The 21,493-nt window shown below is 59.7% G+C and carries 21 protein-coding genes and 1 pseudogene; all 22 read left to right on the forward strand.

Going from position 1 to position 21,493, the window contains the following annotated elements:
* Window positions 1-56 precede the first annotated feature (56 nt).
* The 22 genes and pseudogenes from QIY50_10915 (at window position 57) to QIY50_11020 (ending at window position 21,485) form a co-directional block, all read left to right on the forward strand.
* Window positions 57-2,051 (forward strand): M3 family metallopeptidase, encoded by a 1,995-nt coding sequence (locus tag QIY50_10915; GenBank protein ID WGV22626.1) that lies wholly within the window; start codon window positions 57-59, stop codon window positions 2,049-2,051.
* Window positions 2,052-2,128: 77 nt separating this feature from the next.
* Entirely contained in the window at window positions 2,129-3,187 is a 1,059-nt protein-coding gene (locus tag QIY50_10920) for a PA0069 family radical SAM protein (GenBank protein WGV22627.1), read from the forward strand.
* A 439-nt stretch (window positions 3,188-3,626) separates the two neighbouring features.
* Window positions 3,627-4,583 carry a P-type conjugative transfer ATPase TrbB gene (trbB, locus tag QIY50_10925; GenBank protein WGV22628.1) on the forward strand — a complete coding sequence of 319 codons (957 nt, stop codon included), beginning with the start codon at window positions 3,627-3,629 and terminating at the stop codon, window positions 4,581-4,583.
* A gap of 14 nt (window positions 4,584-4,597) precedes the next feature.
* Window positions 4,598-4,993 carry a conjugal transfer system pilin TrbC gene (gene trbC / locus QIY50_10930; protein ID WGV22629.1) on the forward strand — a complete coding sequence of 132 codons (396 nt, stop codon included), beginning with the start codon at window positions 4,598-4,600 and terminating at the stop codon, window positions 4,991-4,993.
* 3 nt (window positions 4,994-4,996) lie between these two features.
* Entirely contained in the window at window positions 4,997-5,308 is a 312-nt protein-coding gene (locus tag QIY50_10935; GenBank protein ID WGV22630.1) for a conjugal transfer protein TrbD, read from the forward strand.
* Window positions 5,305-7,863, forward strand: coding sequence for a VirB4 family type IV secretion/conjugal transfer ATPase (locus QIY50_10940; GenBank protein ID WGV22631.1), 2,559 nt, complete (start codon window positions 5,305-5,307; stop codon window positions 7,861-7,863). Before QIY50_10935 ends, QIY50_10940 begins: the two co-directional genes overlap by 4 nt.
* The gene (locus tag QIY50_10945) at window positions 7,860-8,624 is read left to right on the forward strand and encodes a conjugal transfer protein TrbF (GenBank protein ID WGV22632.1); all 765 of its coding nucleotides are present in this window, start codon (window positions 7,860-7,862) and stop codon (window positions 8,622-8,624) included. The genes QIY50_10940 and QIY50_10945 overlap by 4 nt, the downstream gene beginning before the upstream one ends.
* A gap of 10 nt (window positions 8,625-8,634) precedes the next feature.
* Window positions 8,635-9,525 (forward strand): P-type conjugative transfer protein TrbG, encoded by an 891-nt coding sequence (trbG, locus tag QIY50_10950; GenBank protein ID WGV22633.1) that lies wholly within the window; start codon window positions 8,635-8,637, stop codon window positions 9,523-9,525.
* Between the two features lies 1 nt (window position 9,526).
* Window positions 9,527-9,970 (forward strand): conjugal transfer protein TrbH, encoded by a 444-nt coding sequence (locus QIY50_10955; GenBank protein WGV22634.1) that lies wholly within the window; start codon window positions 9,527-9,529, stop codon window positions 9,968-9,970.
* 6 nt (window positions 9,971-9,976) lie between these two features.
* Entirely contained in the window at window positions 9,977-10,765 is a 789-nt protein-coding gene (locus QIY50_10960) for a hypothetical protein (protein WGV22635.1), read from the forward strand.
* A gap of 49 nt (window positions 10,766-10,814) precedes the next feature.
* On the forward strand, window positions 10,815-11,369 hold the full coding sequence (locus tag QIY50_10965) for a TrbI/VirB10 family protein (GenBank protein WGV22636.1): 555 nt from the start codon (window positions 10,815-10,817) through the stop codon (window positions 11,367-11,369).
* Between the two features lie 23 nt (window positions 11,370-11,392).
* A pseudogene (gene trbJ / locus QIY50_10970) lies at window positions 11,393-12,173 on the forward strand (P-type conjugative transfer protein TrbJ).
* A 32-nt stretch (window positions 12,174-12,205) separates the two neighbouring features.
* Complete coding sequence (gene trbK, locus QIY50_10975) at window positions 12,206-12,430, forward strand: entry exclusion lipoprotein TrbK (GenBank protein ID WGV22637.1); 225 nt, start codon at window positions 12,206-12,208, stop codon at window positions 12,428-12,430.
* Between the two features lie 14 nt (window positions 12,431-12,444).
* The gene (gene trbL / locus QIY50_10980; protein WGV22638.1) at window positions 12,445-14,136 is read left to right on the forward strand and encodes a P-type conjugative transfer protein TrbL; all 1,692 of its coding nucleotides are present in this window, start codon (window positions 12,445-12,447) and stop codon (window positions 14,134-14,136) included.
* Window positions 14,137-14,149: 13 nt separating this feature from the next.
* Window positions 14,150-14,452: a TrbM/KikA/MpfK family conjugal transfer protein gene (locus QIY50_10985; GenBank protein ID WGV22639.1), complete on the forward strand. Its 303-nt coding sequence runs from the start codon at window positions 14,150-14,152 to the stop codon at window positions 14,450-14,452.
* A 12-nt stretch (window positions 14,453-14,464) separates the two neighbouring features.
* Entirely contained in the window at window positions 14,465-15,070 is a 606-nt protein-coding gene (locus QIY50_10990) for a transglycosylase SLT domain-containing protein (protein WGV22640.1), read from the forward strand.
* 191 nt (window positions 15,071-15,261) lie between these two features.
* Window positions 15,262-15,888 carry a hypothetical protein gene (locus QIY50_10995; protein WGV22641.1) on the forward strand — a complete coding sequence of 209 codons (627 nt, stop codon included), beginning with the start codon at window positions 15,262-15,264 and terminating at the stop codon, window positions 15,886-15,888.
* A 70-nt stretch (window positions 15,889-15,958) separates the two neighbouring features.
* Window positions 15,959-17,653 (forward strand): DUF2235 domain-containing protein, encoded by a 1,695-nt coding sequence (locus QIY50_11000; protein WGV22642.1) that lies wholly within the window; start codon window positions 15,959-15,961, stop codon window positions 17,651-17,653.
* A 128-nt stretch (window positions 17,654-17,781) separates the two neighbouring features.
* On the forward strand, window positions 17,782-18,408 hold the full coding sequence (locus QIY50_11005; protein WGV22643.1) for a hypothetical protein: 627 nt from the start codon (window positions 17,782-17,784) through the stop codon (window positions 18,406-18,408).
* Between the two features lie 67 nt (window positions 18,409-18,475).
* Entirely contained in the window at window positions 18,476-20,167 is a 1,692-nt protein-coding gene (locus QIY50_11010) for a DUF2235 domain-containing protein (protein WGV22644.1), read from the forward strand.
* Complete coding sequence (locus QIY50_11015) at window positions 20,164-20,934, forward strand: TraX family protein (protein ID WGV22645.1); 771 nt, start codon at window positions 20,164-20,166, stop codon at window positions 20,932-20,934. Before QIY50_11010 ends, QIY50_11015 begins: the two co-directional genes overlap by 4 nt.
* A gap of 11 nt (window positions 20,935-20,945) precedes the next feature.
* Entirely contained in the window at window positions 20,946-21,485 is a 540-nt protein-coding gene (locus QIY50_11020; protein WGV22646.1) for a conjugal transfer protein, read from the forward strand.
* Window positions 21,486-21,493: the final 8 nt, after the last annotated feature.

The raw sequence follows: 21,493 nt of genomic DNA on the forward strand, positions 1-21,493 counted from the left end.
CTGCACGCTTGCCATGCAAGCTCGCCTGCTCTTTTCTACGAGCAAGGTGTTGCACCATGGACAATCCCCTTCTGCAAAACAGCCACACCCCCGTCGATTATCCGTCGATCACGCTTCAAAACATGCAAGCTGCCTTCGACTACGTGCTGTTGGCACACGAGCAAGGTATCGAACGCATCATCCGCGACCAGCAGGCATTGCCAACCTGGGATGACATGGTGCTGGCGGTGGACGGGCTGGATAGCCAGCTGCTGGCGGTGTTGTATGCCGCCTCGCCATTGATTGGTCGGGATGAAACCTGGGCTGGGGCCATCTTCGACTTCTTCGCCAAGGCCACAGAGCGGTTTGAACGAAAGTTCACCAACTCCGCACTGCAAACCCTGTACGAGCGCTTGGCCAACAGCGACATCGGCAAGCAGCTGGATGCACAGAAACGCGCCACGTTGCGCTGGCATTTGCACAAGTTCGCCTCCAGTGGTGCATTGCTCGACCCTGCAGGCAAGGTGCGTCTGGCCGAACTGCAGAAACAGATTGGCGCCGGGCGCGAGGCGTTTCGCAGCAACATAAACCGGCCAGGGTTGAGCATCTCGGATGAATCCGAACTGAGCGGTGTTCCTCGACGCATCCGTGAAGAGCTGGCTGCAAGGGCACAGGAGGCGGGTGAGCCGGGTTGGTTGATTGCCTGTGAAAGCGTGGCCACCGATGCCGTGCTCAAACATGCCGACAATCGGCAACTGCGTGAGCGCGTGTACCGGGCTTACAACACCCGAGGCGTTGGCCTTGGCCTGCAGCAGGACAATCGCTCGCACCTGGAGCAACTGGCGAGGCTGCGGGAAGAAAAGGCCCACCTGCTCGGCTTTGCCAGCCATCTGGAGCAGAGCCTGCATGTAAAGAGCGCGGGTTCGGTTGCCCAGGTGCGCGGCTTTCTTCATGACCTGGCCGACCATGTGCTGCCGGCCATGCTGCAGTGGCGCGCAGACATGCAGCGCCAGGCCGCAGCCAAGGGGTTGGAGAATATTCAACCCTGGGACATTGCCTATCTGCAGGCCTCGTCGCGCACGGAGCTTTCCACCGAAGCCTTGCGCGAATACTTCCCGCTGAATGCCGTGGTCAGCGCGTTGCAACAGTTGGCGGAGAAGCTGTTTGGCGTGACGCTGCAGCCCAGGCCGCTGGCAACCTGGGATGACAGTGTGCAACCGTTCGAGGTGTGGCAGGACAACGCCTTGATCGGTTTCCTCTACCTGGACGCGGTACAGCATGCCAGCAAGGAGCCTGACTCGGTGTTCACCACCTATATTCGCAACCGCCGGGTCGATGCCGAGGGGATCTACCAGGCGGCCTCGGTGGTGGTCTACAGCGACGTGCCAGCAGCGCTGCCGGGTACCCAGCCGTTGCTGGACCATCTGTCACTGCGCAAGCTGTTCCATGAGCTTGGCCATGCCTTGCACCACTTGCTGGTGCGCACGACCAACCACGTGATGTCCAACGTCACCGAACTCGGGACCGATGGCGTGGAGCTGTTCGGCAAGCTGTTCGAGCGCTGGGTCTGGGACGCGGATTACCTGGTGGCGATCTCGTCGCACCAGCGTGATGGCAGCCAGCTTACCCGGGCGCGGGTCGATGAGTGCCTGCGTCGCTTGCGGCAGCAAGGCGTGGAGGAAACCGCGCGTGATCTGAGCCTGGCGTTGTTCGACCTGGACCTGCATGGCACGCCGAACGATGGCCGGTCCCTCGAACAGCGCCTGAGCGATGCCCGTGAGCGCTGTGGCTACTGGCCACTGGCTGATTTCGAACACCCGGCGCACGCTTTCGACCATCTGGTGAATGGCTACGATGCCGGCTATTACGCCTATCTGTGGTCGGATGTGCACGCCCTGGACCTGTTCACCCGCTTCGAGGCACAAGGCCTGCTGGATCGGGCCACAGGCCGGGCGCTGCAGGAGACATTGCTTGCCCCGGGGGCATCGCGCCCGTTGCGTGAAAGTATCGAGGTGTTCCTTGGTCGACAGGCGAGCCAGGAGCCTTACCTGCGTTGGCATGGCCTGAAGTGAGGGCACGCTGACCGGAGGTGCTGGCAAGATTCAGACATGCACGATACTGTATATGAATACAGTATCCGGGGTAAGCCATGATTCCTCCAGCACCGCAAAAGGGCCGTGGCACGGCGCACAATCCGCACAACCGCTTTGCCCCCAGCCATTCGGTGGCTGAGGATGATGGCTGGTACCAGGAGGTGCCGCAAACCCAGGGCACCGAGGTGCGAGTCGAGACGGCCAAGTCGGTGATCAGCCGCAACACCTCGCCCGACCTGCCCTTCGACCGCTCCATCAACCCTTACCGTGGCTGCGAGCATGGTTGTATCTACTGCTATGCCCGCCCTTCCCACGCCTACTGGGACCTTTCCCCCGGTCTGGATTTCGAGACCAAGCTGATTGCCAAGACCAACGCCGCCGAAGTGCTCGCGCAACAATTGAGTAAACCGGGTTATGTGTGCGCACCGATCAACCTGGGTTCCAATACCGACCCGTACCAGCCAATCGAGCGGGAACAAATGCTGACCCGGCGCCTGCTTGAAGTGCTGCTGCGTTTTCGCCACCCGGTGACCATCGTCACCAAGGGTTCGCTGGTGTTACGCGACCTCGACCTGCTCGCCGAGATGGCCCGCCAGCGCCTGGCGCGGGTGATGATCAGCCTGACCACGCTGGACGATGACCTGAAACGGGTGCTGGAACCGCGTGCGGCGTCACCCAAGGCGCGCTTGCGAGCGATCCGCGTGTTGCGCGAGGCGGGGGTGCCCGTGGGCGTGTTGTGTTCGCCGATGATTCCAATGATCAACGACAGTGAACTGGAACGGTTGCTGGAGGCCGCCAGGGAGGCAGGTGCCCAGAGCGCGGCCTACATGATGTTGCGCCTGCCGCTGGAGGTGGCGCCGTTATTCGAGCAATGGCTTCAGGACCACTACCCGCAGCGGGCGGCGCATGTGTTGAGCCTGATTCGCCAGAGCCGGGGTGGCGAGCTGTATGACAGCCGATTTGGTGTGCGCATGCGCGGTGAAGGGGTATTTGCCGAATTGCTGGCTCAACGCTTCGCCAAGACCCTGCGCAAACTGGATTTCGAAGGGCGAGATTCCCAAGTACTTGACTGTACGAAGTTCAGTCCTCCAGGTAGCCAGTTGCCATTACTCTGATGGGTTGTTGGTCTTTGAATAGTTACGCGTGATCACAATAGGACCTTGATTGGTGAACTGCTCGAGTTCATGCGCAAGTCAGGTAAGAATACGTCGCGGTTAAATGTGAACTGCGTCATGTTTTTCTAGCAAAACGTGAAGGCAATTCCATCACGAATTGATGCGACAGAGCGCTAGAGCCTTGATTTACGCCCATTCAGAGCGGTCTTGGTGGGGCAGCATGGTGGCATTTTGGTACTAATTGTGTAGGAAAATTCGCTCCGGTAATCTCCGCGCCTTTCTAAAAGGCCGCTCATTGATCAGCAGAGTTTTTGCTCGATCGCCAGTTCGATGGAGCCAAAAAGGCTTCGATTCAGCCAAAGTTCGATGAGCTGCAGCAGGAAGCTTAAATGCCCTTCCCAAGAACGGAGTCGGGCATCAATTTCATGGACGATTTAGTGTGGAAACTGCAGAAACTGCCAGCTTGAAAGATCGCGCCAGGAAAAAGCTGGAGCGCGATGCCGGCCCGCTCATTATTGATGCGCTCAACGATCCTCAGACCGTCGAGCTGATGTGCAATGGTGACGGCAAACTCTGGCTCGAGCAGTTAGGCCAGCCAATGAAACACATTGGCGACCTGCGCCCGGCGCAGGCCGAGTCCATCATCAAGACGGTGGCCGGCTTCCATGGCAAGGAAGTGACCCGCAGCAAGCCGCTGCTCGAAGGCGAATGGCCGCTGGACGGCTCGCGCTTCGCCGGCCAGCTGCCTCCGGTCGTGCGCGCGGCCACGTTCGCCATCCGCAAGAAGGCAGTGGCCATCTACACCCTCGACCAGTACGTCGAATCGTCGATCATGACGCCTGCCCAGTGCGATGCAATCAAGCGCGCCATCCGCGAGCACCGCAACATCCTGGTGATTGGTGGTACCGGTACCGGCAAGACCACCTTGGTCAACGCGGTGATCAACGAAATGGTCGTCGAGTTCCCCAGCGAGCGCGTGTTCATCATCGAGGACACCGGCGAGATTCAATGCGCGGCGAAGAATTTCGTGCAGTACCACACCACCGTGGACGTGAGTATGACTCACCTGCTGAAAACCTCCCTGCGCATGCGCCCGGATCGCATCCTGGTCGGTGAAGTGCGTGGCGAAGAGGCGCTCGACCTGATCGATGCCTGGAACACCGGCCACCCCGGTGGTGCGGCTACCTTGCACGCCAACAGCGCCAGCGAGGGGCTGACCCGCCTGAAATCCCTGGTTTCCCGCAACAAATCGGCCCCAGCCGAGATCGAGCCGCTGATTGGCGAAGCGGTTCATGTCGTCATTTCCATCGCCAGAACCCCAGAAGGCCGTCGCGTCCAGGAAATCCTCGAAGTTTCCGGGTACGAAAACGGCCGTTACCTCATGCGCAACCTTTAAGGAAAATATCGCACATGCAAGCCAACACTTCGCTGTTCCGCTTTAACGCCCAGACCTTTGGCTACCTGGCCTTCAGCTTCCTGATGCTGGCTGTGATGGTAGCTCCGGAAAACGCCTTCGCCTCTTCCAGCACCGGCGGTTCGCTGCCCTATGAGAGCTGGCTGACCTCGCTGCAAAAATCGGTTACCGGCCCTGTTGCTTTCGCTGTGTCGATCATCGGCATCGTGGTCGCGGGGGGCGTCCTGATCTTCGGCGGCGACCTCAATGGCTTCTTCCGTACGATGATCTTCCTCGTTCTGGTAATGGCACTGATCGTTGGCGCGAACAACATCATGACCACCTTCTTCGGCACCAGCGCCGAGCTGGCACAGCTGCTGCCGCAGTATGGCCCGGCGCAAGGTCAGGTCTGAACCATGGCCCTGCGCACGATTCCCATCCGGCGGGCCGGAAACCGGGACAACCTGTTCATGGGCGGGGATCGCGAGCTGGTGATGTTTTCCGGGTTGCTCGCCTTCGCGCTGATCTTCAGTGCACAGGAAGTGCGGGCAACCATGGTCGGCCTGGTGCTGTGGTTCGGTGCCCTGTTCGTGCTCCGTGTCATGGCCAAGTCCGACCCGAAGATGCGCCACGTGTACCTGCGCCATCGCCGCTACAAGTCCTATTACCCGGCGCGTAGCACGCCGTTCAGGGACAATCCTCCAAGTCAGGGAAGTCAATACAAATGATCGAAGGTATTGCGTATGCCATCGCTGCCCTCGGTGTTTTGCTGGTACTGCTGCTGGTTCAACGCCTGCTGCAGGTGGATGCCGAACTCAAGCTGAAGAAGCATCGTTCGAAAGATGCCGGCCTTGCCGACCTGCTGAACCATGCGGCGATGGTCGACGATGGCGTTATCGTGGGCAAGAACGGCGCCTTCATGGCCGCTTGGCTGTACCGCGGAGATGACAACGCCAGCAGCACCGAAGCGCAGCGCGAACTGGTTTCGCTGCGCATCAACCAGGCCTTGGCCGGCCTGGGTAACGGCTGGATGATCCACGTCGATGCGGTGCGCCGTCCGGCGTCGAACTACTCTGCAAAAGGTGTCTCGCACTTCGCTGACAGCCTGACTGCAGCCATCGACGAAGAGCGCCGTGCGTACTTCGAATCGCTGGGGACCATGTACGAAGGTTATTTCGTGCTGACCCTCACCTATTTCCCACCGATGCTGGCGCAACAGAAATTCGTTGAACTGATGTTCGACGACGACACTGCGCCGCCAGACGCAAAGGCTCGTACACGTAACCTGATCGAGCAATTCAAGCGTGACTGTCTCGGCGTCGAAGGCAGCCTTTCCTCGGTGCTCAAGTTGACGCGCCTCAAAGGCAACCGCATGGTTACCGAGGAAGGTGCCGAGATCACCCATGACGACCTGCTCAGCTGGGTGCAGTTCTGTGTCACTGGTGTAAGCCAGCCGGTCCTGCTGCCAAGCAACCCGATGTACCTGGATGCTGTCATCGGCGGCAAGGAACTTTGGGGGGGCGTAGTACCCAAAATTGGTCGTAACTTCGTCCAGGTAGTGGCCATCGAAGGGTTCCCGCTGGAGTCAGCCCCCGGCATTCTCGCGGCACTGGCTGAACTGCCTTGCGAATACCGCTGGTCCAGCCGCTTCATTTTCATGGACACCCATGAGGCGGTCCAGCACCTGGAAAAGTACCGCAAGAAGTGGAAGCAGAAAGTTCGCGGTTTCTTCGACCAGGTATTCAATACCAACAATGGCAACATCGACCAGGACGCCCTGGCCATGGTGCAGGACGCCGCCGACGCGATCGCCGAAGTCAATAGCGGCCTGGTTGCGCAGGGGTACTACACCAGTGTAGTGGTGCTCATGAATGAGGACCGTGCCCAGCTGGAAGAAGCTGCCCGCAAGGTCGAGAAAGCCATCGAGCGCATGGGCTTCGCCGCCCGCATCGAATCGATCAACACGCTCGACGCCTACCTCGGCAGCCTGCCTGGGCACGGCGTGGAAAACGTGCGGCGGCCGCTGATCAACACCCTCAACCTGGCCGACCTGCTGCCTACCAGCAGCATCTGGACCGGCAGTGCCGATGCCCCCTGCCCGCTCTACCCGCCCCTGTCACCAGCGCTGATGCACTGCGTGACCAGCGGTGCCACACCGTTCCGCCTGAACCTGCACGTGCGTGACCTGGGCCATACCTTCATGTTCGGCCCGACCGGCGCTGGCAAGTCGACACACCTGGCACTGATTGCAGCCCAGCTGCGTCGCTATCAGGGCATGTCGATTTTCGCCTTCGACAAGGGCATGTCCATGTACCCGCTGGCGGCCGGTATTCGTGCTGAAAGCGGAGGTCAGTCCGGTCGTCACTTTACCGTGGCGGCAGACGACGAGCGCCTGGCCTTCTGCCCGTTGCAATTCCTGGAAACCAAGGGCGACCGCGCCTGGGCGATGGAATGGCTGGACACCGTACTGGCGCTCAATGGCCTGGAAACCACCGCAGCGCAGCGCAACGAGATCGGCCATGCGGTGATGACCATGTACCGCGACGGCTCCCGCACGCTGTCCGAATTCTGCATCATCGTGCAGGACGAGGCCGTGCGTGAAACCCTGCGCCAGTACACCGTCGACGGCACGATGGGCCACTTGCTCGATGCCGAGGAGGACGGCCTGGCGCTGTCCGACTTCACCGTGTTCGAGATCGAGGAGCTGATGAACCTGGGCGACAAGTACGCCTTGCCGGTGCTTCTGTACCTGTTCCGCCGCATTGAATGCGCACTCAAGGGGCAGCCCGCGGTGATCATTCTCGACGAAGCCTGGCTGATGCTCGGTCACCCTGCCTTCCGCGAGAAAATCCGCGAGTGGCTCAAGGTATTGCGTAAAGCCAACTGCCTGGTGCTGATGGCCACCCAGAGCCTGTCGGACGCGGCCAATTCGGGGATCCTCGATGTCATCGTCGAGTCCACTGCCACCAAGATCTTCCTGCCCAACGTCTATGCCCGCGACGAGGACACTGCTGCCCTCTACCGGCGCATGGGGCTGAACGCTCGGCAGATCGAAATCCTCGCCACGGCTGTTCCCAAGCGCCAGTACTACTACGTATCGGAGAACGGCCGACGCCTCTACGACCTGGCTCTGGGCCCGTTGGCGCTGGCCTTCGTCGGCTCCTCCGACAAAGAGTCGGTGGCCGCCATCAAGCGCCTGGAAGCCAAGTACGGTGATGGCTGGGTGGCCGAATGGCTGGCGGCCAGGGGCCTCAGATTGAACGACTATGGAGTGGCCGCATGAGCCTCGCTGAAAGCATCAAGGGGATGGTCATGAAACGCCCCGCCAAAGCTTCCGCCATGAACGGTGAAAGCAACACGGCCGGGCCCAAGGGCGCCGTCCTCGATAACCCGTACCTGACCGCCCGTCGTACGTGGAACGACCATGTTGGTAGCGTGGTGACTTCGCGGCAGTCCTGGCAGGTGGTAGGCATCCTTTCGATGATGGTCGCCCTCGCCGGTGTCGGCGGCATCATCCATATCGGTAGCCAGTCCAAGTTCGTGCCTTACGTCGTGGAAGTCGACAAGCTCGGCCAACCGATGGCGGTCGCGCCGGCGCAGGTGGCCCAGCCCGTCGACCTGCGGGTGGTGAAGTCACAAGTGGCCTTGTTTATCGCGGATGCCCGCACCGTTACACCGGATGTCGCGCTTCTGCGCAAATCGATCTTCCGCCTGTACGCCTTGCTGGCGCCGAACGACGCAGCAACGCAGAAGATGAACGAGTGGCTCAATGGCACCAAAGAATCGAGCCCGTTCCTGCGTGCAGCCGAGGAAACCGTCAGCGTCGATATCCGCTCGGTCATGCAGCAGACCCCGGAAACCTGGCAGGTCGATTGGGAAGAAGTCACCCGTGACCGCCAGGGCCTGATCAAGAGCAAGGCCAACTGGCGTGCCCTGGTGACCACCTATACCGCCGAACCCACTACCCAGACCAGCGAAGAGCAAATACGGATGAACCCGATCGGGACGTACGTGCGCGACTTCTCCTGGTCCAAGCAACTCTGAAGGACCGACCATGAACCGTTACCTTTGCGCCATCCTCGCGGCACTCCTGCCCGCGTTCGCACAGGCCGCGCCAGGAACAAGCCAGGCCGATCTGTACTTCTCCGATGCCAATCCGACCCTCACGCCGCAAGAGAAGGCCGCGTTGGCCATTTCCCAGCGTTGGCAGCAGGCCAGCGCCACCGGCATCAAGCCAGTGGACGGCGGCGACGGCACCGCCCGCTTCATTTACGGCGCCCAGCAGCCGAGTATCGTCTGTGCCGTGCTGCAGGTCTGCGACATCGCCCTGCAAGCCGGTGAGCAGGTCAACTCGATCAACCTTGGCGACACTGCACGCTGGACGGTCGAGCCGGCCATCACCGGCATGGGCGAGAGCGAGGTCCAGCACCTGATCATCAAGCCGATGGACGTGGGGCTGGAAACTTCCCTGGTGGTCACCACCAACCGTCGCACCTACCACTTCAAGTTGCGCTCGCACCGTACCCAGTACATGCCGCAAGTTGCCTTCACCTATCCGGAAGAGGCACTGGCGAAATGGAACCTGATCAAGAACCGCGAAGCGACCGAGCGCAAGAAGGCGACCATCCCGGAAACCGGCGAGTACCTGGGCAACCTGAGCTTCGACTACACCGTCAGCGGCGATACCTCGTGGAAGCCGGTGCGGGTCTACAACGACGGCAGCAAGACCATCATCCAGATGCCGCGCAGCATGGCTCAGACCGAAGCGCCGTCGCTGTTGGTGGTGCGCAAGGACGGTGGCTGGTTCCGCGATGACGAGACCGTGATGGTCAACTATCGCATCCAGGGTGACCGCTACATCGTCGACACCGTGTTCGACAAGGCCATCCTGATTGCCGGTGTCGGCAAGTCCCAGGACCGTATCACCATCCAGCGGGGTAAATGATATGCGCGCATGGATCGCACTGTTCGCCCCCCTCTGGCTTGCCGCCTGTGCAAGCGGCCCATATGGCAACTTCGCCGAGCGCACCACGCCGGCAATCAACCAGCAGCTGGCCGGTGCCACTGTGCGCCAGCTGGCCGTGGTACACCCGCCGGCCAGCACGCGCCTGCGGATCAACCAGGAAACCCCCGATGGCTACGGCGCCTCGCTGGTGAGCACACTGCGCGCCGCAGGCTTCTCGGTGCAGGAGTTCGACCCCAAGGCCCAGCCTGCGCCAACGCCGGCCGGTACGGTTGCACCGCTGCCAGTCAACTATATCGTCGATGCGCCCAAGGACAGCGAGCTGTTCCGCGTCACCCTGCTGGTCGGGCGTGAATCCCTGAGCCGCGTCTACGCGGTACAGAACGGCCGCCTGTTGGCCGCCGGTGCCTGGGTGCGCAAGGAGTGACGAGCAATGAGTAACATGAACGACGCCATGTCTCCGGACGCGTCCCCCGGCAAGCTGAACCGCAGCGCTGGGGTGCGCCGGGTCAACAACTGGCCGATGTACATCATTGGCGGTGCTGCCATGACTTTCTTGCTGATCATGCTGCTGGTCGCAGCCGATCGTGCGGATAAGCAGAACAAACCGGTGGAAAAGGAAGCTGAAAAAGCCGGCAACAGCAGCCTGTTTGCCCAGCAGATCAACGGCATCGATTCGGATGGCATCATCCCGAGCAAGGCCGAGCCGCCGGCCTTGCCGGTGCTGGACAACACGCAAGCCCAGCCGGCCGGCCTGCAGGTTGTGCGACCGACCAACCTCGACGCACCACCCATGCCACCGCGTGAAATGCTGTCAGACGTCAATGCCGAAGAGCTCGAGCGCATTCGGCGCATGAAGATGCAGCAGCTCCAGGAAGCCGTTCAGGCACGCAGCACCGTGCAGGTCACGGCGCCACGCAGCGCGGGCTCGAGTGCTGCTGGCGGGGCTGGTGGCCCGCTCAGCCAGCAGGACGCCCTGGCCCGTATCGCTGCCGCGCGTCAGCGCCTGGATGAACAATCGCGCAGTGATCCAAATGCGGCCTTCAAAGCCCGACTGGCCGAGTTGCGCTCTGCTGGCATTGGTGCGGGCGCGGGCGGCGGTGGCGGAGCAGAAAGTGATTCGCCATTTCTGATGCAGGCCTCGGCCAGCAGCGGCCAAGGACTACAAGCAGTTCGGCAATATCCCTGGCGAAGATCGCTGGCGACTGGACGCCAGTCCTGAGGCGCCACGCAGCCCCTATGAACTGCGTGCAGGCTTTGTTATCCCAGCCATGCTGGTGTCCGGTATCAATTCCGATTTGCCGGGGCAGATCATGGCCCAGATATCACAGGCCGTGTACGACACCGCCACCGGCAAGCACCTGCTGCTTCCGCAAGGCTCGCGCTTGGTCGGCAGCTACTCCAGCGATGTTGCCTACGGACAGAAGCGCGTGCTGGTAGCTTGGCAGCGCATCATCTTCCCTGATGGCAAGGCGATGGACATCGGCTCAATGCCAGGCGCGGACATGGGGGGGTACTCCGGCTTCGAAGACAAGACAAACAACCACTACGTGCGGATCTTCGGGTCGGCCCTGTTGATGTCCGGCATCGTCGCAGGTATCAGCCTCAGTCAGGACCGTGCCAGTAGCGACAGCTCCGACCGCGAGACGGCCAGCAGTGCCATGAGTGAAGCGCTCGGCCAGCAACTCGGTCAGGTCACCGCGCAAATGATCGCCAAGAACCTGAACATTGCACCCACGTTGGAAATCCGTCCGGGGTATCGCTTCAACGTGATGGTGACCAAGGACCTGACGTTCTCGAAGCCTTACCAGTCTTTCGATTACTGATGAAACACGCCAAGGAGAGGAACATGAAGTCTAAGACGTTAGTGAAGCCGGCGATTGCGCTGTTGGCGGGCCTTGGATTCAGCCTGCAGGTGAATGCCGGTATTCCCGTGATTGATGGCGCGAACGTGGCATTGAACAATGTGACCATGGTCGAGAGCATCGCTCAGACGTTGAAGCAGGTCGAGGAATACAGCACGCAGATTAGTCAGTACAAGACCCAGTTGGATCAGTATGAAAATATGATCAAGAATACTGCGGCGCCAGCGGCATATATATGGGATCAAGCCAACTCCACTATTAGCAAATTGATGCAAGCTCAAGATATGCTCATACTACTACACGAACCAAGCGGGTAGCCTTGATGCTTATCTGGACAAATTTCAAGATACCAGCTACTACCGTAGTTCCCCCTGCTTTAGTGGTGGTGGCTGTACCGATGCAGATCGAGCAGAGCTTGTGAAGCATGAGGAAATGACATCCAAATCCCAAAAAACTGCCAATGACGCACTCTTTAAGAGCATCAAGCAACAACAGGAAAACCTGAAGGCGGACGCTTCTCAGTTAGAAAACCTGCAAAAAGCAGCGACCACTGCGGATGGTCAAGTCAAGGCGATTCAGTACGCCAACCAGCTCTCAAGTCAGCAAGCGAACCAACTGTTGCAATTGCGTACTCTCATGTTGGCCCAGCAGACCGCAGAGGCGAACCGCGCTGCGGCGGAACTGGATGAAAAAGCCCGTGGTCAGGCGCAGGCCAAAAAGCTTACGACGTGGGATTTCAAAAAAAGCCCTGAAGATAATTACTGAGGATATAAGATGAATATTCAATTTTATAAAAATTGACGCTCGCTGCAAGTCTGGCTCTTACGCTTGTAGGCTGTTTTGAAGAAAAGGTACCTGAGCCTACAGCAGATAACTGTGCGCCGGATATGTACGAGAAAAACCTGGCGAGTTTGTCGAAGGAGTCCAACAGAAATGAATTCACCGCCGCCTGCAATAGCTTCCTGAAAGCTAAAAAGATGACCAAGTGGAAATTTGAAAAAAGCCCTGAAGACAAATATTAAGGTGGAATAGTTTGATGATTGGTAAGCGTCGGGAGCTAACCCTTACAGTACTGTTGGTTGCTTTCTTTCTTGCAACGCCGACGCTTGCCTTTGCGGCGGAGAGTCAATTGGGTAGCTCAGGCATCATGAATGAGGTACTCGACAGATTCCATGAGGCTACCTCCAAGTGGTTACCTGCCATCCAGTCAGCTGCCGAAAGGTTGTTCCTCGCTTTAGCAACCATGTCTATGGTTTGGACATTCGGTATGCTACTCATGCGCAAGGCAGAGATCGGCGAATTCTTTTCAGAGCTGATTCGTTTTATGGTGGTGTTCGGCTTCTATTGGTGGCTGCTCAAGAATGCAATGGGTGGGCTGCAAATTGCCGATACGATCGTCAAATCCTTAAGCCAGCTTGGTTCTAAAGCAGGTAGTCTGGGTAGCACAGATCTGAAGCCCTCTACCATTGTCGATTTGGGTTTCGAGCTGTATGACCGAACGGTGCAAGCCACTGACCAGCTGAGTTGGCGAGAATTGGGTCGCCAGCTAACCATGGAATTTATGGCTATCGCCATCTTGCTGGTATTAGCGGTTGTCGGCATCAACCTGTTGATCCTCCTGGCATCGAGTTGGTTCCTGATGTATGCGGGCGTCTTCTTCTTGGGCTTCGGTGGCTCGCGTTGGACTTCGGATATCGCGTTGAATTACTACCGGGCCGTTCTCGGGTTGGGCGCTCAACTGTTCGCCATGGTGCTACTGATTGCTATCGGCAAAGATTTCATCCAGACGTTTGCCGACAAAATCAGCGACGATGTCGCCGTGCAGGAGCTTGCTGTGATGCTTGTCGTATCGGTATTGCTGCTGTTCTTGGTAAACAAAATACCTCCGATGATTGCAGCGCTTGTAGGTGGTGCAGGCAGCGCTTCCACTGGTATTGGCAATTTCAGTGCAGGAGCGGCTGTAGGAGCGGCGACCACTGCGGCATCCTACATGGGCCAGGCAGCGTCGGCGATGGTGACGGGTGGGGCAAACCTTGTTGGTACCATGCAAGCCTTGAATTCCGCCTTCAAGGGGGCGCAGTCCAGCGTTTCCGCCGGGACGGACATCGCTTCGAGGGTTAGTGGAATGCTGGGAGGGCCGGGTAGCCCTAGCGGAGCTAGCCCTGGCTCAGACAGCCCTGGCGGCGCCAGTCCGCTTGGCTCCGTGATGGGTAACTCATCCTCTGCGACCGGTGCGGTCGCACAGAGAGCATCTTCTGCAGGAGAAGAGTCATCCTCAGCATCTGCTTCATCTTCAGCTGGCCAAGCTAGCGAAACAGCTGGCAGTTCAGCGGCATCTTCAGACAAAGATGCAGACGGCGGAACGGGGGGGACTGCAGGCGGTTCAGGTGCCCTGGGTGAGCGTGAGAGCAGTGGTGGGGGCGAGGCGACGAGCGGTAGCGGCTCTGATGGCAAAGGCGGCAAAGCCGGAGGTGCTGGCCAGTCGTCATCCAACAAGATGGGCAATGCAGGCCGTATTGCCCTGCAGATGACGGCCAACCTAGCTTCTGGCATGGGCCGCGTGGCTCAGTCTCGAATCGACAAAACAGCCGCCGGACGGCTTGCCATGGAATTATCCAATCCTGGCTCATCGCGCAGCGCGAGATTGGATACCCGCTCGGTCAGTCGTGATTTCGAGCCAGATGCCGAGGTGAAGAGCTTCAGAGAAAGCAAGCAGGACAGAACTTGAACATGGAGTGCTCATGAAAAAAGCAAAAGTTTTTGCAACGGGTGCATTGGTCGCCACCTTCGCCATTGCCCTCCCCGCCGAAGCCCGCGACCCATGCGCCACTGTGTTGTGCATGTGGGGCAAGCTCAAGGGCGCCGGCGTGGTGGAAAACTGTGACGGCCCGGTCGCTGACTATTTCAGCATCGTCAAGAGGAAGAAAGGCAAGATCAAGCTGAGCCAGACGTCCAACGCTCGCCAGTCCTTCCTCGACAGCTGCCCGAAGGCCGACCCGAGCGCGACCAAGTCGATCAACAACAAGTTCGGCAAGGTCATCTGAGGCGCGCCCGAGATGCCATTCGTTGCCGACGCACCACCACCGGCCCTCAGCGAGCCGGTCGCCTGTTCGATCATGGCCGCCGTGAAGTACGAGCTGCCGGTGAACATCGTGCTCGCTGTGGCCGCCCAGGAGGGCGGCAAGCCTGGCCAGTGGGTGCGCAACCGCAACGGCACCTACGACGTGGGGCCCATGCAGTTCAATACCTCGTACCTGCGCGAACTCTCGCGCTATGGCATCACCCCCGAGGATGTCGAACAGGGTGGCTGCTACTCCTACGACCTGGCTGCCTGGCGCCTGCGTGGCCATGTGCGTAATGACCGCGGCGACCTGTGGACGCGGGTGGCCAACTATCATTCGCGCACGCCAGCGATCAATGCGCGCTACCGCCATCAGGTGATGCGTCGCGCGGCCTGGTGGGCCGACTGGCTCGATGAGCGCTTCGCCACGCAGCAGGTGGCGCAAGGTGCGGTGTTATCCAGCGTGCCGAGCGAGGTTCCGGTGGCGACTGCCGAAACGGCTCCAGCGGTGCAGGCGGCTGTCGTACGGCAGCCGGTCACGTCGCAAACCGCCCCTACGTCGGCCTATGTACCCCGTGGACTGGTGACGGGGAGCAGGTGAGAGAGGTCTTGGATGGCGCATTGCGAAATCCTGCGCAGCGCGGTTGTGAGACGGTCGTTACTGCTGAACTACACGACTAGTGGCCCCTGGCCACAGGTTTATCGATATTCTTCGCCTCACGCAAGGCGACTTGAGCTGCGACGTGACATCAAACAGGGACACGCCGAGAGCCATGTTCAGGGAGATTGAGATTGAACGGTAAAACCATCGATGCGAAAGCATCCAGTTCGGGCACAGCCTATAGCCTCACCTCTGACCTCTGGTCGCGGCTGCGCCTGGGCTCGCTCATCCCTTTAGCGCTGGGGATTTGTGTGCTCCTGCCTGCCACTTCATCTTCGCTTCAAGCCAAGGAGATTTCCATGCAAGACAATCAAGGCCAGTATCAACCCTACACCCCGGGCATGAAGTTGCCTGATGGTGTGTTTCCGCCCATGCCAGGCTACACCCATGCAGACCTTATCGCGGCAGCCCAGGTGCGTGTGGAGGCACTCATGAAGGAGCAGGGTATCGATCCGACCCTGATGCGGGAGTCGTTGATTGCTCTGGCGTCTCACCTGAACACGCAGTTCGAGAAGGAAGGCGTCGAGTACCAGGTAGCCAGCTGGTATCAGAAGCCTTATGACGACCCGTCCGCACGTGCCCGTAGTGTCGAGCGAATGGGTGAAGATTTTGGCGGTGCAGCCGTCGACGCGGCAGCCGATTCGCTGAGTGGCTCGCCGTTGTTGCTCAAGGGCAAGGAGTTCTACAAGGCATACATTGGTGCGGCCGGTGATGGCGTGCATGACCTTATCGTGACCCTGAATAAAAAGAGTTCCTGAGGAAACGTCGGCGCGGCGACGCGCCGGTGGATTTACGTTTTAGGCACGTGGCACTTCATAGGGATATGACATGGGCGATGCATTGCGCTTCACGGTGTATTTCGACGGCACCGGCAACAACAAAGATCTGAATACACCTGAGGGCACGCAAACCAACGTAGCTCGGCTATTCGACCTGGATACGGCCAAAGGCACCAATCTGGCGCGCAATTCGGGGCATGTCCCGCAGCAATACGATGCCCAGGAGCGCTCCGGCCAATCGGAAAAGGTCTACTTCGACGGGGTTGGCAGTCAAGGCAAGACCTCGGCGCGCTCAGCCCTGGAGGGCGGCACCGGGTTGGGTGGCCAGGAGCGTATCGACCAGGCGTACGACGCCATCGTTGCTTTCCACAACAAGTACCCAGACCAGAAGATCGACGTGAATATCGTCGGCTTCAGCCGTGGTGCCGCACAGTCCCGAGCACTGGCCAACGAATTCATCGAGCGCGGCGTACCCAAGCTGGATGAGCAGGGCAAGGCGACCGGCGATTTCCTGATTCCTCCCGGCCAGGCCCATGTGAACAAGCTGGGCATCTTCGATACCGTGGCTTCCTACGGCAACGCGATGTCGGATACCCACCTGGGCAAGAACCTGGAGATTGGCAAGAACGTCGACTCGACCACGCACCTGGTGGCGGCGAACGAGTACCGTGACACCTTTCGCCTGACCAGCGCCCTGCGCAATGACGACAATTCGCGTATCGAGGAGTTGAAATTCGCAGGTGCGCATTCGCAGGTTGGCGGTGGCTACAAGGACGACGTACTGGCGGCTGGCCCGCTGGCGGTGATGTATGACCGCCTGCAATCGGCCGGCATCGAGATGAAGCCGATGCAGCAGGAAGACTTGCAGCGCATCGGTCAGTACAACGAAGTGATCAAGAGCCCGGAGAAAGTCCAGGAGGCGCTGATCGATTCGCGGTTGATCAACGGCAAGGACGCGTTCACCCGTGGCGCTGACGGCGCCTTTCAGACTGTGGATAACACACCCTTCCCGATGGAGCGCGGCACGATCAATATCTTTGATCGCCAGGCCCATCCTTTCGACCACCAGACGAATGGCCGGGGAATAATTTTCGAGAATGACAACTCCTTGAGCAAGAGTGGCATTCAACGGGGCGCCGAGTCGGTTGGAAGCTGGTTCGCCGAAAAAGGCTCCCAGCTCAAGGATCGTGCATCCGAGTACCTCGGCTTGCGCAGCCGTTCCGAGCGGCAGGAAGCACGGGCAGATTCATTCGAACAGGAATTGGCCAAGTACCGGCAGGCTGCCACCCAGCAGAGCCAGGACATGGCCAACACGATGACCAGCTCGCGACCTGATCAAAGCTTTATCAGCAGCCTGAACCTGCAACCTGTGCCAGTCCCCAAGGATCTCAAACAGGATCGGCCGCAAGACCCCCAGGCGCAGCAACGCAGTGACTCGTTCAAGGCCATGGAAGAGAAGGCCCTTAGCCTCACCCCGTCGGCCAGCGTTGGCGAAGCCTCGCAAACCGGGCGCAAGGCCACCAGCGGAATGGTTGTCGACATGGACGAGCATCACATCCTGCAGAAGGTCGGCCAGACCGACCAGTTCGTCATTCATGACCGCCGCGATGTTGACCCGAGCCGCAACTTCCAGGTGGGCAAGAGCACTGCGATCGTGCATGACAAAGGTATCGGCGATCTGGCCGGCACCCTAGCTCCGAAAATGGAGCTAAGCCCTGTATTGGCCAATGCCATGCGGCGCTGAGTTACCGCGATGAAGCCTTCGCCTGGTTACAGCTATATCGGTATTCTTCGCCGATTTACACTAGGCGGCAGGAGCCGCGACCACATTAAACAGGGATCCGCCGAGAGGCGTGTTCAGGGAGACAGGGATTGAACGGTACCGCCATCGGTGCGAATACATCCATTTTCGGCAACGCTTGTTGCCGCGCCGAGAGCCTCTGGTCGCGGTTGCGCCTTGGCTCGCTCATCCCTGTCGTGCTGGGAGCCTGCATGCTATTGCCTGCCATTCCGTCTGCGCTTCAAGCCAAGGAGATTTTCATGCAAGACAGTCAAGGCCAGTACCAACCTTATACACCTGGCATGAAACTGCCTGAGGGCGTTTTCCCCCCAATGCAGGGTTACACCCACGAGGACCTGATCGAGGCGGCCGGCAAGCGGGTCGAGGCCTTACTGAAAGCCAATGATGTCGATTCGACGCTGGCCAAAGAAACGCTTTTCGCCTTGGCCGATCACCTGAACCGCGCCTTCCAGTCGCAGAACGTCGAGTACCAGATTGCAACCTGGTTCAAGAAACCGTACGACGATCCTGCTGCTCGCGCACAGAGTGTTTCTGATATGGGTGAAAGTTTTGGTGCACTCGCCATCCGTGCGGCAGGCGACTCGTTGAAGGGCTCCCCATTGCTACACAAGAGTGATGCTTTCCTGAGCGCCTTCATCAATAGTGCCGGTGACGGGGTCCACGATTTGATCGTAACCCTCAACAAGCAGCATTCCTGAAACGGTACGCGATAGTTTTTGGAGTGACGATCCTGTCTTGGTGCGGGATCATCCATAGGGACGTGGTATGAGCGGTACCAAACGCTTTACGGTGTATTTCGACGGCACCGGGAATAATAAAGATCTGGACTTTCCTGACGGAAAGCAAACCAATGTGGCCCGTCTTTACGAATTGGACACCGCTCAAGGCAGCAACTTGGCCCGCAATTCCGGGCATCTGCCTCAGCAGTACAATGGCAATGAACGGTCCGGCCAATCGGAGAAGGTTTACTTTGATGGCGTTGGCAGCCAGCCCGATACCTCGGGTCGCTCCCTGCTCGAAGGCGGCACTGGCCTCGGTGGCCAGGAGCGTATCGATCAAGCCTACGATGCCATCGTTGCTTTTCACAACAAGTACCCAGACCAGAAGATCGACGTGAATATCGTCGGCTTCAGCCGTGGGGCCGCACAGTCCCGAGCACTGGCCAACGAATTCATCGAGCGCGGCGTATCCAAGCTGGATGAGCAGGGCAAGGCGACCGGCGATTTCCTGATTCCTCCCGGCCAGGCGCATGTGAACAAGCTGGGCATCTTCGATACCGTGGCTTCCTACGGCAACGCGATGTCGGATACCCACCTGGGCAAGAACCTGGAGATTGGCAAGAACGTCGACTCGACCACGCACCTGGTGGCGGTGAACGAGTACCGTGACACCTTTCGCCTGACCAGCGCCCTGCGCAATGACGACAATTCGCGTATCGAGGAGTTGAAATTCGCAGGTGCCCATTCGCAAGTTGGCGGTGGCTACAAGGACGACGTACTGGCGGCTGGCCCGCTGGCGGTGATGTATGACCGCCTGCAATCGGCCGGCATCGAGATGAAGCCGATGCAGAAGGAAGACTTGCAGCGCATCGCTCAGTACAACGAAGTGATCAAGAGCCCGGAGAAAGTCCAGGAGGCGCTGATCGACTCGCGCCTCAAGGAAGGTAACAAGGCTTTCACTCGTCGTGAGAATGGCTCTTTCCAGGTCGTTAACAACACGCCCTTTCCTATGGAGCGCGGTTACTTCAATCCTCTCAACCGCCAAAATAAGCCTTTTGATCATGAGACCAATGGACGAGGTGTCATTTTCGAGAATGATCAAAGTCTTGGTCGCAGTGCAATGGTGCGCGGGTTCGAGAAGATCGGGGGCCGTATAGCGGACGTCGGGCGTCAGACACTATCGGCTTCGGCGCAGTTCCTGGGCCTGGAAAACCGCAAGCAAGCGCACGCAGAAACCATGGATAGCTTGAAGCAGGCTCGTGCGCAGCTGAATGCCACCTCGCAGGAGCAGGTTACTACGATGTCCGGCGCGCTCAAGGCTTCGCAACCCACTGCGGACTATATCGAGAGTTTGAAACTTCAAGCTGTGCCAGCTCCGCAGCGAGCCAACCCAGGCCAACAGCAAAACCCCCAAGCTCATCACAGTGACTCGTTCAAGGCCATGGAAGAGAAGGCCCTTAGCCTCACCCCGTCGGCCAGCGTTGGCGAAGCCTCGCAAACCGGGCGCAAGGCCACCAGCGGAATGGTTGTCGACATGGACGAGCATCACATCCTGCAGAAGGTCGGCCAGACCGATCAGTTCGTCATTCATGACCGCCGCGATGTTGACCCGAGCCGCAACTTCCAGGTGGGCAAGAGCACCGCGATCGTGCATGACAAAGGTATCGGCGAAGTGGCCCAAAACGTCGCGTCGAAACTGGAGCTGGACGTGAGCCCGTCCCAGGCGATGCGCCGGTGAGCGAGCGTCGTCTGGTTGGTGAAATTGCAGTGCAACAAGGGCGGAAGACCTTCGCCCTGCCTCGCCTGCAATTGGCTGACGGTGCCCTGGAGGCATTGAAATGGCTGGCGTTGCTGTTGATGACCGGCGATCACGTCAACAAGTACCTTTTCAACGAGACCTTGCCGTACCTGTTCGAGGCCGGGCGGTTGGCGATGCCGCTGTTCGTGACGGTGCTGGCGTGCAATCTGGCGCGCCCGGGTGTCGGGGCAAAGGGCGCCTACCGCCGCACCGCGATGCGCCTGTGTCTGTTCGGTGTGTTGGCGACACCGCCGTTCATCGCACTGGGTGGGCTGCTGTATGGCGCCTATCCGCTGAACATTCTCTTTACCCTGCTGGTAGTCACCGTGGTGACCGCTGCTTGTGAGCGTGCGGCGGCTGGGCAAGCACGTTACTGGGCTGTCGCGCTTTGTGTGTTCGTGGTCGGCGGAGCGCTGGTCGAATTCTGGTGGCCGGCCGTGCTGCTGGGGCTGTGCGTAGGTTGGTACGTGCGGCGCCCGAATGCCATGGCTGGCGTGGGGGTCGTGGTTTCGTTGGCAGTGCTGTCGCCGATCAATGGCAACGCCTGGGCGTTCGCCGCCCTCCCGTTGCTGCTGGTGGCCGGTTGGTTGCAACCGAAGCTGCCACGCTGGCGTTGGCTGTTCTACGGCTACTACCCCCTGCATTTGCTGGCGCTTTGGTTGATCCGCATCCCGATGGCCAAGGCCGGTTATTTATTCCTGATATGAAGCAGGTGCCCATGGACAATCCGAACAAGGCCAGGACCCGGCTGGAAGATGCCGGGCAAGCCCTTGAAGCCCAGGCCCAGGCACTGGCGACCGAGCAGACCGCCCTGCTCGAAGGCAGCCCGGTGCAGGCGCGTTATACCCAGGCCCTGGGCGAGTACGTCGAGCAGAAGGCCGAACAGGCGCAAGCGCTCGAGCAGCGCCTGGAAAGCCTGGTGGAGCGCCAGCAGGCGCAACTGCAACAGAACCTGGCCGGCCGCCCGGGCTGGCTCGCCCTACCCTCCACCCGTGCCACCTGGGAACAGTGCAACCAGCGCTGCCAGGCGCGCCTGCTGCAACTGCAAGGCCGTCTTGAGCGGGTGCAGGAGCTGCATCACGGCATGGGCCTTTACAGTCCGCGCATCGAGGAGCTGGCGGTGCGCCGCCTGCGTGCCGAGCAGCCCGAACTGGCCGAGCAGTGGAGCCTGCAACGCCAGGCCGAGCGCTCCCTGACCGAAGCGCAGCGGCGCAGCCAGGCCCAGGACGTAGGGCGCTCGCGCACCTCGTCGCCCTGAATGAGTAT

The organism is Pseudomonas putida (genome assembly GCA_029953615.1).
Lineage (GTDB): Bacteria > Pseudomonadota > Gammaproteobacteria > Pseudomonadales > Pseudomonadaceae > Aquipseudomonas.

Excerpts from the sequence above, each read along its gene's own strand:
- QIY50_10915 (WGV22626.1), top strand. The coding sequence starts at position 57 with ATGGACAATCCCCTTCTGCAAAACAGCCACACCCCCGTCGATTATCCG.
- QIY50_10920 (WGV22627.1), top strand. The coding sequence starts at position 2,129 with ATGATTCCTCCAGCACCGCAAAAGGGCCGTGGCACGGCGCACAATCCG.
- trbC (WGV22629.1), top strand. The coding sequence starts at position 4,598 with ATGCAAGCCAACACTTCGCTGTTCCGCTTTAACGCCCAGACCTTTGGC.
- QIY50_10935 (WGV22630.1), top strand. The coding sequence starts at position 4,997 with ATGGCCCTGCGCACGATTCCCATCCGGCGGGCCGGAAACCGGGACAAC.
- QIY50_10940 (WGV22631.1), top strand. The coding sequence starts at position 5,305 with ATGATCGAAGGTATTGCGTATGCCATCGCTGCCCTCGGTGTTTTGCTG.
- QIY50_10945 (WGV22632.1), top strand. The coding sequence starts at position 7,860 with ATGAGCCTCGCTGAAAGCATCAAGGGGATGGTCATGAAACGCCCCGCC.
- trbG (WGV22633.1), top strand. The coding sequence starts at position 8,635 with ATGAACCGTTACCTTTGCGCCATCCTCGCGGCACTCCTGCCCGCGTTC.
- QIY50_10955 (WGV22634.1), top strand. The coding sequence starts at position 9,527 with ATGCGCGCATGGATCGCACTGTTCGCCCCCCTCTGGCTTGCCGCCTGT.
- QIY50_10960 (WGV22635.1), top strand. The coding sequence starts at position 9,977 with ATGAGTAACATGAACGACGCCATGTCTCCGGACGCGTCCCCCGGCAAG.
- QIY50_10965 (WGV22636.1), top strand. The coding sequence starts at position 10,815 with ATGCTGGTGTCCGGTATCAATTCCGATTTGCCGGGGCAGATCATGGCC.
- trbL (WGV22638.1), top strand. The coding sequence starts at position 12,445 with ATGATTGGTAAGCGTCGGGAGCTAACCCTTACAGTACTGTTGGTTGCT.
- QIY50_10985 (WGV22639.1), top strand. The coding sequence starts at position 14,150 with ATGAAAAAAGCAAAAGTTTTTGCAACGGGTGCATTGGTCGCCACCTTC.
- QIY50_10990 (WGV22640.1), top strand. The coding sequence starts at position 14,465 with ATGCCATTCGTTGCCGACGCACCACCACCGGCCCTCAGCGAGCCGGTC.
- QIY50_11000 (WGV22642.1), top strand. The coding sequence starts at position 15,959 with ATGGGCGATGCATTGCGCTTCACGGTGTATTTCGACGGCACCGGCAAC.
- QIY50_11010 (WGV22644.1), top strand. The coding sequence starts at position 18,476 with ATGAGCGGTACCAAACGCTTTACGGTGTATTTCGACGGCACCGGGAAT.
- QIY50_11020 (WGV22646.1), top strand. The coding sequence starts at position 20,946 with ATGGACAATCCGAACAAGGCCAGGACCCGGCTGGAAGATGCCGGGCAA.